Annotated in this window: 15 protein-coding genes; 9 read left to right on the forward strand and 6 right to left on the reverse strand. The window is 71.5% G+C overall.

The features are described 5' to 3' along the window. Positions 1-23: 23 nt before the first annotated feature. From ACQEVJ_RS37670 to ACQEVJ_RS37680, 3 genes are all read right to left on the reverse strand, one after another. Positions 24-755: a sugar phosphate nucleotidyltransferase gene (locus ACQEVJ_RS37670; RefSeq protein ID WP_433109452.1), complete on the reverse strand. Its 732-nt coding sequence runs from the start codon at positions 753-755 to the stop codon at positions 24-26. A 93-nt stretch (positions 756-848) separates the two neighbouring features. After that, complete coding sequence (locus ACQEVJ_RS37675; protein ID WP_433109453.1) at positions 849-1,514, reverse strand: DUF5941 domain-containing protein; 666 nt, start codon at positions 1,512-1,514, stop codon at positions 849-851. Positions 1,515-1,614: 100 nt separating this feature from the next. Further along, positions 1,615-3,126 (reverse strand): CDP-alcohol phosphatidyltransferase family protein, encoded by a 1,512-nt coding sequence (locus ACQEVJ_RS37680; RefSeq protein WP_433109454.1) that lies wholly within the window; start codon positions 3,124-3,126, stop codon positions 1,615-1,617. Between the two features lie 169 nt (positions 3,127-3,295). On the opposite strand from ACQEVJ_RS37680, the gene ACQEVJ_RS37685 reads away from it, so the two are divergent. The 3 genes from ACQEVJ_RS37685 to ACQEVJ_RS37695 are packed head-to-tail and all read left to right on the forward strand — an operon-like array spanning position 3,296 to position 7,296. Next, positions 3,296-4,702, forward strand: coding sequence for an SDR family NAD(P)-dependent oxidoreductase (locus ACQEVJ_RS37685; RefSeq protein WP_433109455.1), 1,407 nt, complete (start codon positions 3,296-3,298; stop codon positions 4,700-4,702). 46 nt (positions 4,703-4,748) lie between these two features. Then, complete coding sequence (locus ACQEVJ_RS37690; protein ID WP_433109456.1) at positions 4,749-6,626, forward strand: CDP-glycerol glycerophosphotransferase family protein; 1,878 nt, start codon at positions 4,749-4,751, stop codon at positions 6,624-6,626. Positions 6,627-6,681: 55 nt separating this feature from the next. Continuing rightward, positions 6,682-7,296, forward strand: a complete 615-nt coding sequence (locus ACQEVJ_RS37695) for a Uma2 family endonuclease (RefSeq protein ID WP_433109457.1) — start codon at positions 6,682-6,684, stop codon at positions 7,294-7,296. Here the strand turns inward: ACQEVJ_RS37695 and ACQEVJ_RS37700 are convergent. Continuing rightward, positions 7,273-8,331 carry a glycosyltransferase family 2 protein gene (locus ACQEVJ_RS37700; RefSeq protein ID WP_433109458.1) on the reverse strand — a complete coding sequence of 353 codons (1,059 nt, stop codon included), beginning with the start codon at positions 8,329-8,331 and terminating at the stop codon, positions 7,273-7,275. The two genes, ACQEVJ_RS37695 and ACQEVJ_RS37700, sit on opposite strands and share 24 nt — an antisense overlap. 54 nt (positions 8,332-8,385) lie before the next feature. On the opposite strand from ACQEVJ_RS37700, the gene ACQEVJ_RS37705 reads away from it, so the two are divergent. Then, the gene (locus ACQEVJ_RS37705; protein ID WP_433109459.1) at positions 8,386-9,912 is read left to right on the forward strand and encodes an LCP family protein; all 1,527 of its coding nucleotides are present in this window, start codon (positions 8,386-8,388) and stop codon (positions 9,910-9,912) included. Between the two features lie 101 nt (positions 9,913-10,013). On the opposite strand, the gene ACQEVJ_RS37710 is transcribed toward ACQEVJ_RS37705, so the two are convergent. After that, a complete protein-coding gene (locus tag ACQEVJ_RS37710; RefSeq protein WP_433109460.1) occupies positions 10,014-10,643 on the reverse strand; it encodes a pyridoxamine 5'-phosphate oxidase family protein in 630 nt (209 codons plus the stop codon). 138 nt (positions 10,644-10,781) lie between these two features. Between ACQEVJ_RS37710 and ACQEVJ_RS37715 the strand changes: the two genes are divergently transcribed. The 5 genes from ACQEVJ_RS37715 to ACQEVJ_RS37735 all read left to right on the forward strand — a co-directional run bounded on the left by ACQEVJ_RS37715 (position 10,782) and on the right by ACQEVJ_RS37735 (position 16,006). Continuing rightward, on the forward strand, positions 10,782-11,555 hold the full coding sequence (locus ACQEVJ_RS37715) for an AraC family transcriptional regulator (RefSeq protein ID WP_433109461.1): 774 nt from the start codon (positions 10,782-10,784) through the stop codon (positions 11,553-11,555). 318 nt (positions 11,556-11,873) lie between these two features. Continuing rightward, entirely contained in the window at positions 11,874-12,920 is a 1,047-nt protein-coding gene (locus tag ACQEVJ_RS37720) for an iron-siderophore ABC transporter substrate-binding protein (RefSeq protein ID WP_433109462.1), read from the forward strand. Continuing rightward, positions 12,917-13,960, forward strand: coding sequence for a FecCD family ABC transporter permease (locus ACQEVJ_RS37725; protein WP_433109463.1), 1,044 nt, complete (start codon positions 12,917-12,919; stop codon positions 13,958-13,960). The genes ACQEVJ_RS37720 and ACQEVJ_RS37725 overlap by 4 nt, the downstream gene beginning before the upstream one ends. Further along, positions 13,957-15,066 (forward strand): FecCD family ABC transporter permease, encoded by a 1,110-nt coding sequence (locus ACQEVJ_RS37730; protein ID WP_433109464.1) that lies wholly within the window; start codon positions 13,957-13,959, stop codon positions 15,064-15,066. Before ACQEVJ_RS37725 ends, ACQEVJ_RS37730 begins: the two co-directional genes overlap by 4 nt. 91 nt (positions 15,067-15,157) lie before the next feature. Then, the gene (locus ACQEVJ_RS37735; protein ID WP_433109465.1) at positions 15,158-16,006 is read left to right on the forward strand and encodes an ABC transporter ATP-binding protein; all 849 of its coding nucleotides are present in this window, start codon (positions 15,158-15,160) and stop codon (positions 16,004-16,006) included. Here ACQEVJ_RS37735 and ACQEVJ_RS37740 read toward each other — a convergent pair. Beyond that, positions 15,987-16,310 carry a serine hydrolase gene (locus tag ACQEVJ_RS37740; RefSeq protein ID WP_433109466.1) on the reverse strand — a complete coding sequence of 108 codons (324 nt, stop codon included), beginning with the start codon at positions 16,308-16,310 and terminating at the stop codon, positions 15,987-15,989. The two genes, ACQEVJ_RS37735 and ACQEVJ_RS37740, sit on opposite strands and share 20 nt — an antisense overlap. Positions 16,311-16,487: the final 177 nt, after the last annotated feature.

The raw sequence follows: 16,487 nt of genomic DNA on the forward strand, positions 1-16,487 counted from the left end.
AACTCCTCAGAAGGCCGCGGAAATCAGTAACGGCACGCGATCTCACGGGCCCTCGCGAGGTCGTCGTGGTTGTCCACCTCGACCCACTCGACCTTGCCGATCGGTGCGACGGCGATCTTCTCGCCGCGCTCGACCATCTCCTGGTAGCCGTCCTCGTAGTAGAGCTGCGGGTCGCGCTCGAAGGTGGCCTTCAGCGCGTCGGCGAGCCGCTCGGCCGCGCCCGGCCGGATCAGCGTGGCGCCGATGTACTCGCCGTACGCCTCGGCCGGGTCCATCAGCTTGGTGATCCGCTTCAGCCGGCCGTCCTCCAGTGTGACCTTCATCTCCTCGTCCGCCAGCGACTTCACGTCGTCGACGGCGAGCAGGATGTCGGAGGTGTCCTCGGCCGCCAGCAGGGTCCGCTCCACCGACACGGGGTGGACGGTGTCGCCGTTGACCAGCAGCGCGCCCTGGGAGAAGTAGTCGCGGGCACACCACAGCGAGTAGGCGTTGTTCCACTCCTCGGCCTTGTCGTTGTGGACAAGCGTGAGCTTCACCCCGTGGCGCCGCTCCAGGTCGGCCTGCCGTTCCCGTACGGCCTGGGCCTGGTAGCCGACGATCACCACGACCTCGCGGAGGTCCACGGCCGCCAGGTTGCGCAGGGCGATGTCGAGGATCGTGGTCTCACCGTCGACCGGCACCAGCGCCTTCGGCAGCGTGTCGGTGTACGGCCGCAGGCGACGTCCGGCTCCGGCGGCCAGCACCATTCCGAGCAATTTCTCGCACTCCTTGAGGTCGAGCGTCAGACAGTAACCCCAAAGGTTAGTTGGCTCGGCACCCCGCTTGGGTAATCCACTGTTGGTCTGACGTTAATCCTGCGGTGCCGGTTCCACGGCCTCGTCGGGAGTGCGGGGGGCGGCGAGCCAGCAGGTCAGGCTCTCCCAGCCGAACAGGCCCCACAGGTAGAGCGCGAGCAGCACGAACACGACGGTCATCACGTCGAGCAGGCCGCCCAGGGCGACGACGAGCATCCGCCCGTCCCAGCCCAGCCCGGCCGTCGCCAGCCACGGCGGCGGATACACGTGCTGACGCAGCCGGTAGACCATGTCGTAGTGGTGGAAGGCCATCGCGCCGAGCAACGCGACGATGAGCACCGGCGGGACGGAGCGGGCGAACCCGGCCGAGGCGATGAAGCCGTACTCGGTCAGCCGCAGGATCGGGGGCGCCAGCCAGTCGAGCCGGCCATCGTGCCGATGGGCGCTGCCCGCCCCGGCCAGCAGCAGGCTCACCGCCGGGGCGAAGACCGCGAAGTCGTCGGCCCCGGCGATGCCGAGCACCAGCAGCACGGCGGTCACGAAGGCCCCCGCGACCGCGGGCGGCAGCGGCGGGAGCTGCCCGGCCACGAGCAGCCCCATCGCCTTCGACAGCGGGCCGTCGTCGCGGTAGGCCACCACGGCGCTGCGCGGCACCTGGATCATCTGCACGGAGATCGCGCCTCTGCCCTTCCCGGCGCCCTCGCGGGGGCGGCGGCTCATGCCACCTCCTCGCCTTCGGCTCGGAGCAGGGTCGTGCCGGAGGTGCGCAGGTAAACGCCTCGCCAGGCGCTGTCTTCACTGATTCGCTCGCTACGCTCGCTCATGCGAAGGACCTCGCCATCCGCCCGGCGGCCGTGTAGGCCAGCGCCACCCCTCCCCAAACCAGCAGCGCGAGGAACGTCACCCGCGCGTCGAACACCGCGGCCGTCACCGAGATCAGTGCCATCCGCTCCCCGATCGGCAGGATGATTGACTTCTTCGCCCAGTAGGCCACGCCCCTCGCGCCGCTCAGCGCGTCGAGCCGCCGCGACAGGGCCAGCACCGACCCGGTGCCCTTCGCGGCGGCCGCCGCGGGAGCCTCGTCCCACGGCACGGCCATCGAACGCGGGGCCGCCGCCCGCAGGCCCGCCGCCCTCGCCCGGTCGGCCACCGCTCCCGCGTAGGAGAAGTCGACCATGTGGCGGATCGTCTGGAGGATCACCGCGCCCACCGCCAGGGCCCAGATCTCCCACGGCTCCCGAGGACCGGCCGCGTACCCGGCCGCGAGCCCGACGTACACCAGGTATTCCTTGAGCCGGTCGCAGATCGCGTCGAGCCAGCTCCCGAGCGGGGAGAAGCGGCGCGTGTAACGGGCGAGCTGGCCGTCCAGGCAGTCGAGCACGAACGACAGGTAGAGCGCGACGGCGCCGACCACGAGCCCCGCCCGGCGGCCGTCGGAGAACCAGACGGCGGCGATGGCGGCGAACCCGACCGAGATGCCGGTGACCGTGTTCGGGGTCAGGCCGAGACGGGCGGCCGGCCTGATGAGGTGACGCGACCACGAGCTGACGCAGTGGGTGGTGAAGAAGCCGTCGCCGCTCTTCACCGCGGCGTCGAGCCTGGCCTGCGCCTCGTCGACGTCGGCCAGCTCGCGCACCGCGCGCTCGGCGGCCGGGCGCGTGCCGGCCCGCCCGCAGTGCAGGGTGCCCAGCGCGACCGCGTGCACCTGGACGCCCGCCCGCACCAGGCCCGTGAGGAGCAGCTCGGGAACCTCGCCGTCGCCGACCCGCCCGAGGTGGCGGCGCTGGGCCAGGTCGGCCAGGTCCTCGGCGATGTCGGCCAGCCCGGCCAGGTGGGCCTCCCCGACCTGGAGGACGCCGCGGAAGGTGCCGTTGGCCCACTCGACCTCGTGGAAGGACGTGCCCGCCGACACGACGCGGCCCCACTCGGTCCGTACGGGCGGGCGCAGCGGGGCCGGATCGCCGCTGGCGACGACCGCGCCGGTCGGGCGCGCGGGATGTTCGAGCAGCAGCGACAGCGCCTCGGTGTGCGCGACCACGTCGGCCGCCAGCACAGCGACCGGGGAGGTCGAGGCGCGGGCCGTCTTGGCCACGATCCGCAGGTCCTCGGCGAGCCCGTCGCTGACGCAGATCAGGTGCCGCGGGCCGCTCGCCTCGGCCTGTTCCGACCACCCGCCCGCTTGGGCGTCCTGGCTCCGCACCACCAGCAGCACCTCGCGGACCGGCAGCGTGAGGAGCTGGGCGGTGAGCCGCTCCAGGAGGCTGCCGTCGGACCGGGCGCCGTCGGACCAGGGCAGCCCGGCGGCCGGCGAGGTCGCGAGGACGACCGCCACCGTCTCTGTGTCCCGTGACGTACCGGGCTTACTCGGATCCGCCCCCATATGGAAACCCGCTTCACGTTGTCCGCACGTGCTCACCTCGCAAAGTAACCGAGTGATCACTAGGTGGCAATCACCTTCTCCGGCTTCCGGCACGGGTATGGTCTCCTCCGGGGAGGACATCATGATCGCCGAATCGCGTCTGCGCAGGGTGGGGGTGGTGCTGGCCGGCGGCGTCGGCCAGCGCGTGGGCCTCAACACCCCTAAACAGCTTCTGAAGATCGCTGGGAAGACGATTCTGGAGCACACCCTCGACGTGTTCGACGGCCACCCGGAGATCGACGAGGTCGTCGTCCTGATGGCTCCCGGCTTCGTCGCCGAGGCCGAGGAACTCGTCAGGAGGAACGGCTACACCAAGGTCGGCCGGGTGCTCGAAGGAGGCGCGAGCCGCACCGAGACGACCTGGCGGGCGCTGAGCGCGCTGGGCGAGCAGGAGTGCGACGTGCTGCTGCACGACGCCGTACGGCCGCTGATCGAGCCCCGCATCATCAGCGAGTGCGTGGCCGCCCTCGAACGCTACGAGGCGGTCGAGGTGGCGATCCCCTCCTCCGACACGATCGTGGTGGCCGCGCCCGGCCCGCGCGGCGACATCATCCGCGACATCCCCGACCGCTCCCGGCTGCGCCGGGGGCAGACCCCGCAGTGCTTCCGGCTGTCGGTGATCCGGGCGGCGTACGAGCGGGCCCTGGCCGACCCCGAGTTCCCCTCGCTGCCGACGACGGACGACTGCGGCGTCGTGCTGCGCTACCTGCCCGACGTGCCGATCTACATCGTGCCCGGCAGCGAGCACAACATGAAGGTCACCCATCCGGTCGACGTCTTCATCGCCGACAAGCTCTTCCAGCTCGCCGAGAACAACGCGCCCGCGCTGGACGAGGAGGCCTACCGGGCCGGGCTCGAGGGCCGCACGCTCGTGGTCTTCGGCGGCAGCTACGGCATCGGCGCGGACATCGTCGCGCTGGCCATGGGGTACGGCGCGAGCGTCCACTCGTTCTCCCGCAGCCAGAACGGCGTGCGCGTCGAGGACGTCGCCGCCGTGGAGGACGCGCTCGCCCGGGTGTACGCCGAGACCGGCCGGATCGACTTCGTCGTCAACACGGCGGGCGTGCTGCACATGGGCAAGCTCGGCGAGGCCGGGCAGCACACGATCGAGGAGACCGTCGGGGTCAACTACCTCGGACCGGTCAACATCGCCCGCGCGTCCGTGAAGTACCTCATGGAGACCCGCGGCCACCTCCTGCTCTACACCTCCTCGTCCTACACCCGCGGCCGGGCCGACTACAGCCTCTACTCCTCCACGAAGGCCGCCGTCGTCAACCTCACCCAGGCGCTCGCCGACGAGTGGGCCTGCCAGGGTGTCCGCGTCAACTGCGTCAACCCCGAGCGCACCGCCACCCCCATGCGGCTGCGCGCGTTCGGCGACGAACCCGCCGGAACGCTTCTCTCCCCCGCCGCCGTCGCCCGCACCAGCATCGACGTGCTGCTGTCCCGCCTCACGGGACAGGTCGTGGACGTACGGCTCAGCCGATGACCGCAACCACGCATCCGCGAAGACACGGAGGGATGGGCGCTCGCCCATGGGGGGAAACATCAGGGGGCGCAGGGCCCCGAACGCACTGGTCGCGTTGGTCCGGCGGCCGGCACTGAGAAGCCTGACCGGTGGACGCAGAGGCGCGTTCACCGCGCTCACGCTCGCGTCGTACCCGGCCCTGCTCGCGGCCGCCGTGTGGCCGCTGCCCGCGACCTTCGCGGTGCTCGTGCCGCTGTCCTACGCGGCGGAGGCCGCGCTGCCCGGCCGGGCGGCGGGCACGCTGAGCCGGGCCCATCTCGGGGCCACGGTCCGCTTCCTGTCGCGTGAGACGGCCGCCGTCGTGCTGCTGGCACGGCTGGCGCCGGGGCGGCCGTTGTGGTTCGCGACGCTCGCGGCCGGGCTGTTCCTGTTCCACGGCCTGCGGGCCGTGCAGACGTGGCTCGCCGAGCACGTCGACCGCCGGCACAACCAGATGCCGGTGATGACCCGCAACGTCGACCTGCCCGCGCTGCGGATCCCGCCCGCGCCGCCCCGCGCGCTGCTCACCTGGCGCGGCGCCCGGCTGCTCTACCTCGACGCGCTCGCGGTCGTGCCCGCCGCGGCCGGGGCGGCGTGCCTGGGCTGGACGGGCCTCGGCTGGACGGGCGCGGCCGGGGCCGTCGTGGCCCTGGCACTGGAGGTCGCGGCCGTCGCCGCGCTGCTGGCCCACGCGCGGCGGGCCAGGCACCTGGGCGACCGGCGGCGGATCCTCGCCGCCGTGGACGACTGGGTCGCGGCCCACCGGCCCGAGGTCGTCATGTACTTCTCCGGGCCGGTCACTGCGGTCTACCAGGCCACCATGTGGCTCGGCACGCTGGAGCGGATCACGCCGAGGACGCTGGTGGTGCTGCGCGAGCGGACGCTGGCCGCGGCCCTCGGCGCGACGACGCTGCCGGTCGTGTGCATCCCCTCGTCGGTCGACCTCATGAACTTCCGCGCGCTCGACGGCGTGCGGGTCGCCCTGTTCCCCGCCAACGTCGGCAACAACATCCACATGCTCCGGGTGCCGGGCGTGCGGAGCGTGTTCATCGGCCACGGCGACAGCGACAAGGAGGCGTCCTTCAACCCCTACACCAAGGTGTACGACGAGGTCTGGGTGGCCGGGCCGGCCGGGCGGGACCGCTACCTGCGCGCCCAGGTGGGCGTGCGGGACGAGGCCGTCGAGGAGGTCGGCCGCCCCCAGCTCGCCGGGGTGCTGCGCACCAGCCCGTACGCCGAGGGGGCGGCGGCGCACCGGACCGTCCTGTACGCGCCCACGTGGGAGGGGTGGAGCGACGACCTGTTCCACAGCTCGCTCGTCGCCATGGGGCCCGCGATCGTGCGCGCCCTGCTCGACCAGCCGGTGCGGGTGATCTACAAGCCCCACCCGCTCACCGGTCACCGCTCACCGGCGGCCAGGGCGGCGCACCGCAAGATCATGGCTCTGCTGGGCGAGAGCACCGGCATGCCGCACGGCGCTCCGAAACACCTGACGGTGACCGGCCGGGAGCCGTCGCTGTACGAGTGCTTCAACGAGGCCGACGTGCTGGTCTCCGACATCTCCAGCGTGGTGTCGGACTTCGTGGCCAGCGGCAAGCCGTACGTCGTGGCCAACGTGGCGGGCCTTCCCGCGGATCGGTTCCGTGAGCGCTACCCGGCCGCCGGGGCGGCGTACCTGCTCGGGCCCGACCTGGCGGAGCTTCCCGGCATCCTGCGCGGTCTCGGCACGCCGGGAGAGGACGGCATGGCCGCCGCCCGGCGGGCCCTGCGCGCCTACCTGCTCGGCGCCGACCACCCGGACCCGCTGGCCCGCTTCGAGGAGGCCGTACGGCGTGCCGCCGCACGTGCCGAGGCCCGCGCCCGCTCCCTCGGCCTCGAAGCCCTCGCCCCTTCCGCCCGTGACTGAAATACTGGGCATGTCAACTCAGCGTATCGACGCGGACACGAAGGGATGCGCACCCATGGTCGCGACTTCACGCAAGCCACATGGTCCCGGTCTGGCACCCATACCGGACCGGCCACTTCCCGGCACTCCTCGTGAGCTGTTCGATTCGCTGCCCCCACTTCCGGGTCTGCGGACCGAGATCATCGACGGGAGACTGATAGTGAGCCCCGTGGGCACCCCCGAACACGGCCAAGCCGCCATGCGCCTGTTCCGCGCGTTCATCCCCCTCATGGACGAGCGCGACTGGCGCGCCTGGGCGGGGAACGTGGACGTGTGCATCGACGGCAGCCGGGATCCGGTCGAGCCGGACTTCGTCCTCGCTCCCAAGGACTGCCCACGCTGGGGGGAGCGTGAGCTGCTGTCCTCGGGGCTGATACTGGTCGCCGAGGTGGTCTCGAAGGGGAGCGCGGAGGACGACCGCGGCAAGAAGCCGGCGATCTACGCCCAGGGCGGCGTGCCGGTGATGCTCCTCGTGGACCCGCTGACGAAGCCGGCTTCGGTCACGGTCTACAGCGACCCCAAGGAGGGCCTCTACCAGGTGACCTCGACGGTGCCGTTCGGGCGGGAGATCCACGTCCCCCACCCGATCGGCTTCACGCTGGACACCTCAGTCTTCGAAGAAGTCCTCTAGCCTCGCCCGTTCGGGCTTGGGACGGGGCTTGCTGAGCTTCGGGGGGCTGGTCAGGAAGCCCGTCCCCCACGAGACGTGCATGGTGGCGTACACCAGCGGCAGGCGTACGAGCGCGGGGGGCGGCAGCTGCCGTCCGGTGAGGACCGAGCCCGCGAGGATCGCCGCGAGGTAGCACCCGGGAATGAGCAGGCCGGGCCAGAAGAAGGGCGAGACCACCAGGCCCAGCGCCATCGCCGCCACGGCGGCGGGCGGGGCGAGGTAGCGCAGGTTGATCGTGCCCTGGTGGGTGCGGGAGACGACCCGCCGCCAGCGGCCGTAGTGGAAGTACTGCTTGCCCAGGGCGCGCACGTTGGGCCGGGGACGATAGGTGACGCGCATCCTCGGCTGGAACCACACCAGCCCGCCGGTCTCCCGGATGCGGTGGTTCATCTCCCAGTCCTGCGCGCGCAGGAAGTGCTCGTCGTAGCCGCCCACCCGGTCGAGGGCGCTGCGGCGGAAGACGCCCAGATAGACGGTGTCGGCCGGGCCGGCCTCCCCGCCCGTGTGGAACCGCGCGTTGCCCACGCCGATCTTCGAGGTCATGGCGCAGGCCACCGCCTGCTCGAACGGCGTGATCCCCTCGGCGGCCATGATGCCGCCGACGTTGTCGGCGCCGGTCTGCTCCAGCGTCTCCACGGCCGTACGGAGGTAGTCGCGGGGCAGGATCGCGTGCCCGTCGACCCGCGCGATGATGGGGTTGCGGGACGCCGCGATGGCGGCGTTCAGCGCGTTGGGGGTCCTGCCGGTGGGGTTCGGCACGACGACGACACGGCGGTCCTCGGCCGCGATGGCGTCGGCGACCTCCTGCGTGCGGTCGTGGGAGGGGCCCACGCTGATGACGACCTCGAGAGGGCCCTCGTAGTCCTGTTCGAGGACCTGCCGTACGGCGTCGCGCAGATGCCGCTCCTCGTTGAGCACCGGCATGATCACCGAGACCGGCGGCCAGGGCCGCGCCGGATTCTGGCTCGACTGTCGCGAGTCGGGAAAGGGCTTCATGGCGGCGCTCACGCTACTGTACGGAGGGGTGGAGACGGCAACCGGAGGACGGGAATGCCCGGCGACCATGAGGAGGACTCCGGCGTCCGCGTAGGGGGCGACGGGTACGGCGGGGTACGGCTGACGGCGCAACGCGCCCGTCGGCGGAGGTCAAACCTCCGTTCCCTGGTCATTTCGGGCTCGCTGTCCGGAGTCGTGCTGATCGGCTCGGGCGTCGCGTGGCTGGCGCCGAACTACGCGCTCAACCGGATCCATTCGGTGGACGCAGGCACGAGCGAGGCCGAGTCCACGGGCGCGATGAACATCCTGCTGGTGGGCGTGGACAAGCGCGACGACCTGACCAGGCGCCAGCAGAACCAGCTCCACCTCGGCCGCGACGTCGGGCAGCGCACCGACACGATGATGGTGATCCACCTGTCGGAGGACCACCGAAAGGTGACCGTGGTCAGCCTGCCGAGGGACACCTGGACGACGATCCCCGGCAAGGGCGAGCACAAGATCAACTCCGCGTACCAGTTCGGCGGCGCCAAGCTGGCCGTGAAGACGGTGGAGCAGTCGACGGGGCTGCGCATCAACCACTACATCGAGGTGAACGTGCTCGGGTTCATCGACGTGGTGGAGTCGCTGGGCGGCGTCACCGTCTGCACGCCGGTGGCCATCGACGACCCGAAGACGAAGCTGAACCTGCAGCCGGGGACGTACACGCTGGACGGCGTCAAGGCGCTCGCGTACGCCCGCACGAGAGCCACGGCGCGCTCCGACCTCGACCGGATCGACCGGCAGCAGCAGGTCATCTCCGCGCTGCTCGGCAAGGCGCTCAGCGGCGGCACGCTGGCCAACCCCGCCAAGCTCGCCGGGTTCCTCGACTCCACGTTCAAGACGCTCACGGTGGACCCGGCCCTGCAGAAGGACCTGCTGGGCATGGTGAACCAGTTCAAGGACGTCTCGACCGACGACGTGTCGTTCGCGACCGTGCCGCTGACCGACGTGGACTACCACGCGCCCACGGGCGAGTCGGCGGTGCTGTGGGACAAGCCGGCCGCCCACGACCTGTTCCAGCGGATCGACGCCGACCAGCCCCTCGTCAAACCGTCGGCGAAGGCCTCCGCGTCTCCTTCGGGCAGCCCCGCGGCGTCGGCGGGCGCAGCGCCCTCCCCGGCGGCCTCTCCGACGGCGCTCACGATCCCGCCGGGCCGCATCTCGGTCAAGGTGCTCAACGGCACGCTCATCGCCGGCCTCGGCGCGACCACCAAGGCCCGCCTCGTCGAGGCCGGGTTCATGGTGCCGTCGCCCCCCGGCGACACGGCCCGCCGCGACTTCGCCACCACGGTGGTCCGCTACCCGCCCGGCCGCGAGGACTCGGCGCGTACGGTGGCCGCCGCCATCCCAGGCTCCGAGTTGCGCCAGCAACCGGACGTCACCGGCATCGAGGTCGTCGTGGGCCAGAAGAACCACGACGTGAAGAAGGTGACGGTGGCCGCGCCGGAGGCCTCCGCCACTCCGGCGACGTCCACGCCGCAGGCGACCCCCTCCGCCCGCACCGCCACGCAGAACATCTGCAAAGCGTCAACGACCCAGTGAACGTACGCGTCCACAAGACGTGTTGCGCATCAAACCGCTCAGCGCCCTTCTGGCCGCCGCCCGCGTGTGCGGGCCGGCCACGGGCACGGCGCGGGCGGAAGTCAGTACTGGTTCGTCTTGGCGTCCAGGGCGAGCCCCTCGTCGATCGCTTCCGCCGAGGCCTTGATGCCCATCTGGTCCTTGGCGATCCTTCCGAGCGTGGGCAGGTTCTTGCGGTCCGGCCAGGTCTCGGGCTTCCACAGCGACGAGCGCAGGAACGCCTTGGCGCAGTGCATGTACAACTCTTCGACGTCGACGAGGATCGCCAGCCGGGGCCGCTTGCCCCGGACCGCCAGGTCGTCGAAGAACGGTGCGTCCGACACGAGCGTCGCGCGCCCGTTCACGCGCAGTGTCTCGTTCATCCCCGGCACGATGAACAGCAGCCCGACGTGGGGGTTGTGCAGCATGTTGCGAAGGCTGTCGAGGCGGTGGTTGCCGGGCCGGTCGGCGAGTGCCAGCCGGTGGTCGTCGAGAATCAGCACCGACCCGGGGGGATCCCCTCGGGGCGAGACGTCGCAGGTTCCGTCCGAGTTCGCGGTCGCCAGCAGCACGAACGGCGAGTGCGCGATGATCGTGCGCGCGTGCTCGTCGATCCGGGCGATGTCCTTGTCCCAAGCGGCCCGCGACGGCTCTTTCACGATCTGCCGAAGCTCGGCCTCGGTCGCCACGGTACGGATCTCGGATGGATGCACGGCTCAAATATAAGGTGACCCTAACTAATATTTCTGTGCAGGCCGACGCCTCCTGAGCGATCGCGGCAGGCAAGAAGATCTACAGGACACGACCCGCAAGGGTGGGAGAATGCCGCTCGTGCGCCACCGCCTCATTCCATGACCAGGAAGACCCGCACGCTGCCCGCCCTCGCGGCGGGGCCGGTCGAGATGCCGTCGGTGATCCTCGGCTGGAGCGAGACCATCGCCCACGACACCACGTGGAACGAGCACTCCCATCCCTTCCACGAACTGCTCTGGAACGAGCGGGGCGCCTCCACGACGGTGGTGGGGGCACGGGTCTGGACGGTCACCCCCGCCCTGGGCCTGTGGATGCCCGCGGGCACCCTGCACTCCGGCTCGGCGATCGCCGGAACCTGGTGCAGCGCCAACTTCTTCGAGTTCGGCGCCATGACTCCGATCTCCCCCACACCCGTCGCCGTCGAGATCACACCGCTGCTCCGGCTGCTGCTGGAGCGGCTCGCCGACACGGAACTGCCCTCCGGCTCACGGGCGGTGACCGAGGCGATGGTGCTCGACGTGCTCACCCCCTCCTCACGCGAACTGCTCCTGCACGTGCCCACGTCCGACCTGCTGCGCCCGATCGCCGACGCCGTACGGGACGACCCGGGCGATCCGCGGACGCTGACGGACTGGGCCTCCCGGCTCGGCGTGAGCCCGCGCACGATCACCCGCGCCTTCAACGCGGAGACGGGCACCAGCTTCGCGCGCTGGGTCGCGGCGGTGCGCGCCCAGCACGCGGCCGCGCTGCTCGCCCATGGCTGGGAGGTCGAGGCCGTGGCCGAAAAGGTCGGCTACCGCTCGGCGAGCGCGTTCGGCGTGGCCTTCCGGCGGACGACCGGGCTGACACCGGGAGCGTTCCGGGCGCGTTGAGGCTCCGGGACACCGGCGGCCGTCTTTCCTGTCGGCGCAGGTCTCGTGGCCGTACCGCGCACCCGGCCCCACCCTCGCGCACGCGCCGCCGGAGGGACCGTGACCGGGCCGCGTGTCCCGATCTCAACAAGGGCCGTCTCAAAACCTCGATTGCGACAACTCGGTTATTTCTCCTAGGGTGCAGGGCGAAGCAAGGTAAGCCTTACCTAACTTGGTCGGGGGCCTTGCGGCAGCACGGTGTGCCGCTCCACGAACGCCTACCGCCATCCAGGACGTGCGAGGGCAGGCACCAGCGGAATTCTGAGACCGGAGTACGGATTGAAGCGTCGACACAGCCTTCGCATCCTCACCGTGGCGGCCGTCCTGCTGGGCATCGCAGCCTGCGGCAGCCCGTCGGAGACCGAATCGCAGACCAGGGCCGAGAGCACGAGCAGCGGCTCGAGCGCCTTCCCCATGACGATCACGCACGCGCTGGGGACGACAGTCATCCCGGCGAAGCCGGAGCGAGTGGCCACGGTCAACTGGGCCAACCACGAAGCGCCGCTGGCCCTCGGCGTCGTCCCGGTCGGCATGGCGGCCGCGAACTTCGGCGACGACGACGGCGACGGGCTCCTGCCCTGGGTGAAGAAGCGCCTGGAGGAACTCAACGCCAAGACACCCGTGCTGTTCGACGAGACCGACGGGATCGACTTCGAGGCCGTCGCCGACACGAAGCCAGACGTGATCCTGGCCGCCTACTCCGGCCTGACCCAGCAGGACTACGACACCCTGAGCAAGATTGCTCCGGTAGTGGCCTACCCGGACGCCGCGTGGGCGACTCCGTGGCGCGAGATCATCCGGATGAACAGCAAGGCCATCGGGCTCGCCGACGAGGGCGAGAGGCTCATCGCCGGCATCGAGAGCGACATCAGCAAGGTCGTCGCGAAGTATCCGCAGCTCAAGGGCAAGTCGGCGATGTTCATGACACACGTCGACCCCAACGACGTGAGCGAGGTCGGCTTCTACACGACACACGACACCCGCACGATGTTCTTCGAGGACCTCGGGCTCACGATCCCGGGCAGCATCACCAAGGCGTCCGAGGGCACGGACAAGTTCGCGCTGACGCGGAGCGCGGAACAGATCGACGTGTTCGACGACGTCGACATCATCACCGGCTACGGCGATGACAAGGGTGAGCTGTTCGAGACGCTCCGGAAGGACCCGCTGCTGTCGAAGATCCCCGCCGTCAAGCGCGGCTCGGTGTATCTCCTGCCCGGAAGCACACCCCTGAGCACGGCCGCGAACCCGACTCCCCTGTCCATCTCGTGGGTGCTGGAAGACTACGTCGCAGCGCTCGCCAAGGCCGCGGACAAGGTCAAGTGACGGCGGTCGGCACCGATCGCCTGCCGGACGCCGCCCTCGCGCGGCGTCCGGCGCGCGTCCGGGTCCTGTGGCTGCTCGTCACGGCCGGTGTCCTGGCCGCGCTCATGGTGGCCTCCGTCGCCCTCGGCTCGCGCGACGTCTCCTGGTCCGACGTCTGGGCCGCGCTCGGCGGCGCGGACGGCTCCCTCGAACAGGCGGCGGTCACCAAGCGGATACCGCGCACCCTGCTCGCGGTGCTGGTCGGCGCCGCGCTCGGCCTCTCCGGCGGCGTCATGCAGGGCGTGACCCGCAACCCGCTGGCCGATCCGGGAATCCTGGGCGTCAACATGGGCGCGTCGCTCTCCGTCGTCACCGCCGTCGCGTTCTTCGGGCTCACGTCGCCGACCGGGTACGTCTGGGTCGCGATGGCGGGGGCGGCCGTCTCGGCCGTGTTCGTGTACGCCGTCGGGTCCCTCGGACGTGGCGGAGCCACACCGCTCAAACTCGCGCTCGCCGGCGCCGCCACGTCGGCGGCCTTCGCGTCCCTCGTCAGCGCCGTCGTCCTGCCCCGCAACGACATCGCCGGGAGCTTCCGGCTCTGGCAGATCGGCGGGGTCGGCGGCGCGTCCTACGAGCGCATCGGGCATGTCCTGCCGTTCCTCGCCGTCGGCTTCGCCGTGTGCCTGCTGTCCGCACGGGCGCTGAACTCGCTCGCGCTGGGCGACGAACTCGCGGCCGGGCTCGGCGAGCGCGTCGCCGTCGTCCGAGCCACGGCCGCCCTCGGTGCCGTCGTGCTGTGCGGTGCGTCGACGGCCGTCGCCGGGCCGATCGCCTTCGTCGGGCTCGTCGTTCCGCACGCGTGCCGCCTGCTCGCCGGCGCGGACCACCGCTGGCTGCTGCCGTTCTCCGCCCTGGCCGGCGCGTCGCTGCTCACCGCCGCCGACGTCGTCGGACGCATGGTGGCACGCCCCGCGGACATCGAGGTGGGCATCGTGACGGCGCTGATCGGCGCCCCGTTCTTCATCCACATCGTCCGCCGCCAGAGAGTGCGTGAGCTGTGAGCGAGCGAACCGACATGCACAGCAGCGAACGTGGCGAGCGAACCGGCGTTCACGGCAGCGCCTCCGGCGTCGCCCCGCCGGCCGTTCTCCAGGCCGTCGCCCGTGGCCGCCGCCGGCGTGCCTCCCACCGCCGCCTCGTCGTCCTGACGCTGGCGGTGCTCGTCGTCGCCGGGTTCGCCGTGACCCTGATGGCCGGGCAGACGTTCTATCCGCCCCGCGACGTGATCCGCGTCGTCCTGGGCGAGCAGGTCCCCGGGGCGTCCTTCACGGTCGGGCGGCTGCGGCTGCCGCGGGCCGTCCTCGCAGTGATCGCGGGATTCAGCTTCGGCCTGGCCGGCGTCACCTTCCAGACGATGCTCCGCAACCCGCTGGCCAGCCCCGACATCATCGGCATCAGCTCGGGGGCGAGCGCCGCGGCGGCAATCGCGATCGTGTCGCTGTCCCTCGGCGGGACCCAGGTGTCGGTGCTCGCCATCGTCACGGCCCTCGCCGTCGCCCTGCTGGTCTACACCCTGGCGTTCCGGGACGGCGTCGCCGGCACCCGGCTCATCCTGATCGGCATCGGGATCTCCGCGATCCTCGACAGCATCACCTCCTACGTCCTGTCCCAGGCCGCCGAATGGGACCTCCAGGAGGCCACGCGCTGGCTGACCGGCAGCCTCAACGGCACGACCTGGGAGCAGGTGGTGCCCACCCTCGTCGCGCTGGTCGTCCTCACCCCCGTCCTGCTGTCCCGGGCGCGCGACCTGTCGGCGATGCGGCTCGGCGACGACACCGCCTCCGCCCTCGGGGTCCGCGTCGAACGCACCCGCGTCACGGTGATCGTCGCCGCCGTCGGCCTGATCGCCTTCGCCACGGCGGCGGCCGGGCCGATCGCGTTCGTGGCGTTCCTGTCCGGCCCCATCGCGGCCCGGCTCGTCGGCGCGGGCGGTTCGCTGCTCGTGCCCGCCGGGCTCGTCGGCGCTCTCCTGGTCCTCGTCGCCGACTTCGCCGGACAGTTCGCGTTCGACGCCCGCTACCCGGTCGGCGTCGTCACCGGCGTCCTCGGAGCGCCGTACCTCGTCTACCTGATCGTCCGTACCCACCGAGCCGGAGGCTCGATATGACACCGCACCGGAGGCTCGCCATGCCACCTCACCGGAGGCTCGCCATGACACCCCGCCGGAGGCTCGGTGTGACCTCGGCTGGAGGCCGGCAGTGACCACGTCCCACTCCCTCGTAGTCGAGCGCCTCACGCTCGGCTACGGCGACCGTGTCGTGGTCGAGTCCCTCGACCTGGTCGTGCCGCCCGGCGAGATCACGGTCATCGTCGGCGCGAACGCCTGCGGGAAATCGACGCTCCTGCGCTCCCTGTCCCGGCTGCTCGCCCCCCGCGAGGGCCGTGTCGTCCTGGACGGCAAGGTGGTGCACCGCATGCCCGCCAAGGAACTGGCCCGCACGCTCGGGCTGCTCCCGCAGTCGCCGGTCGCGCCCGAGGGCATCACCGTGCTCGACCTCGTCGGTCGCGGGCGCCACCCCCACCAGGGCGTCTTCTCGCGGTGGAACGACAAGGACGACGCCGCGGTGGCGGCGGCCCTGGAGGCCACGCGGACGACGGACCTCGCCGACCGCGCCGTCGACGAACTGTCCGGCGGCCAGCGCCAACGGGTCTGGATCGCCATGGCGCTGGCCCAGCAGACCGACCTGCTCCTCCTCGACGAGCCCACGACCTTCCTCGACGTCAGCCATCAGATCGACGTGCTCGACCTGCTGACCGACCTGAACCGCACCCGCGGCACCACGATCGTGATGGTCCTGCACGACCTCAACCTCGCCGCCCGCTACGCCGACCATCTCATCGCCCTCGCCGACGGCCGCCTCCACGCCTCCGGCACCCCGGCGGAGGTCCTCACCGAAGACAGCGTCCGCGCCGTTTTCGGCCTCGACAGCCGCGTCGTCGACGACCCCGTCTCCGGCCGCCCCCTGGTGCTGCCCATCGGCCGCCACCACATCCGGCCGCGGCCCGCGACGTCCCCGGAACCCGCGGCTACCGAGCCCCGGCCCTGATCGCGGCGCGGACCGCGTCGAGGAGCGTGGCGGCCCTCCGGTCCGGCACGCCTTCCTGGATGTGGTTCATGACGTAGCCGAAGGCCAGGCCGGAGGCCGGGTCGGCGAAGCCGAGCGACCCGCCGTAGCCGGGGAACCCGAAGGCGGTCGGGCCGTACCAGAAGGCGTCGGGTGTCGGCAGGCCGAAACCGGTGGCGATCCGGACGGGCACACGCAGGACGCGATCCACACCGCTGGCCTGTTCGGCGGTCGCCGCGGCCAGAGTGGCGGGTGAGAGGATGCGATGCCCGTCGACCTCGCCCATCAGCGCGGCGTAGAAGCGGGCCAGCGCGCGGGCGGGTGCAGATGCCGTTGGTCGAGGGCATCTCCGCGAGCTGCTCGGCGGGGTCGTCGTGGTTCAGCATCGGCGTGACGACGGTCATCGCCCGCATCGTCAGCGACCTGGGGTCGGCGTAAGCCCTCATCACCTCGCGCGCGGACT

Origin of the sequence: Microbispora sp. CA-102843, assembly GCF_050936215.1 — a bacterium.
Lineage (GTDB): Bacteria > Actinomycetota > Actinomycetes > Streptosporangiales > Streptosporangiaceae > Microbispora.

What these genes read in the sequence shown, in the direction of transcription:
- ACQEVJ_RS37700 (WP_433109458.1), bottom strand. Translation starts at nt 8,331, where the DNA reads ATGAAGCCCTTTCCCGACTCGCGACAGTCGAGCCAGAATCCGGCGCGG.
- ACQEVJ_RS37705 (WP_433109459.1), top strand. Translation starts at nt 8,386, where the DNA reads ATGCCCGGCGACCATGAGGAGGACTCCGGCGTCCGCGTAGGGGGCGAC.
- ACQEVJ_RS37675 (WP_433109453.1), bottom strand. Translation starts at nt 1,514, where the DNA reads ATGAGCCGCCGCCCCCGCGAGGGCGCCGGGAAGGGCAGAGGCGCGATC.
- ACQEVJ_RS37740 (WP_433109466.1), bottom strand. Translation starts at nt 16,310, where the DNA reads ATGGGCGAGGTCGACGGGCATCGCATCCTCTCACCCGCCACTCTGGCC.
- ACQEVJ_RS37695 (WP_433109457.1), top strand. Translation starts at nt 6,682, where the DNA reads ATGGTCGCGACTTCACGCAAGCCACATGGTCCCGGTCTGGCACCCATA.
- ACQEVJ_RS37690 (WP_433109456.1), top strand. Translation starts at nt 4,749, where the DNA reads ATGGGGGGAAACATCAGGGGGCGCAGGGCCCCGAACGCACTGGTCGCG.
- ACQEVJ_RS37685 (WP_433109455.1), top strand. Translation starts at nt 3,296, where the DNA reads ATGATCGCCGAATCGCGTCTGCGCAGGGTGGGGGTGGTGCTGGCCGGC.
- ACQEVJ_RS37715 (WP_433109461.1), top strand. Translation starts at nt 10,782, where the DNA reads ATGACCAGGAAGACCCGCACGCTGCCCGCCCTCGCGGCGGGGCCGGTC.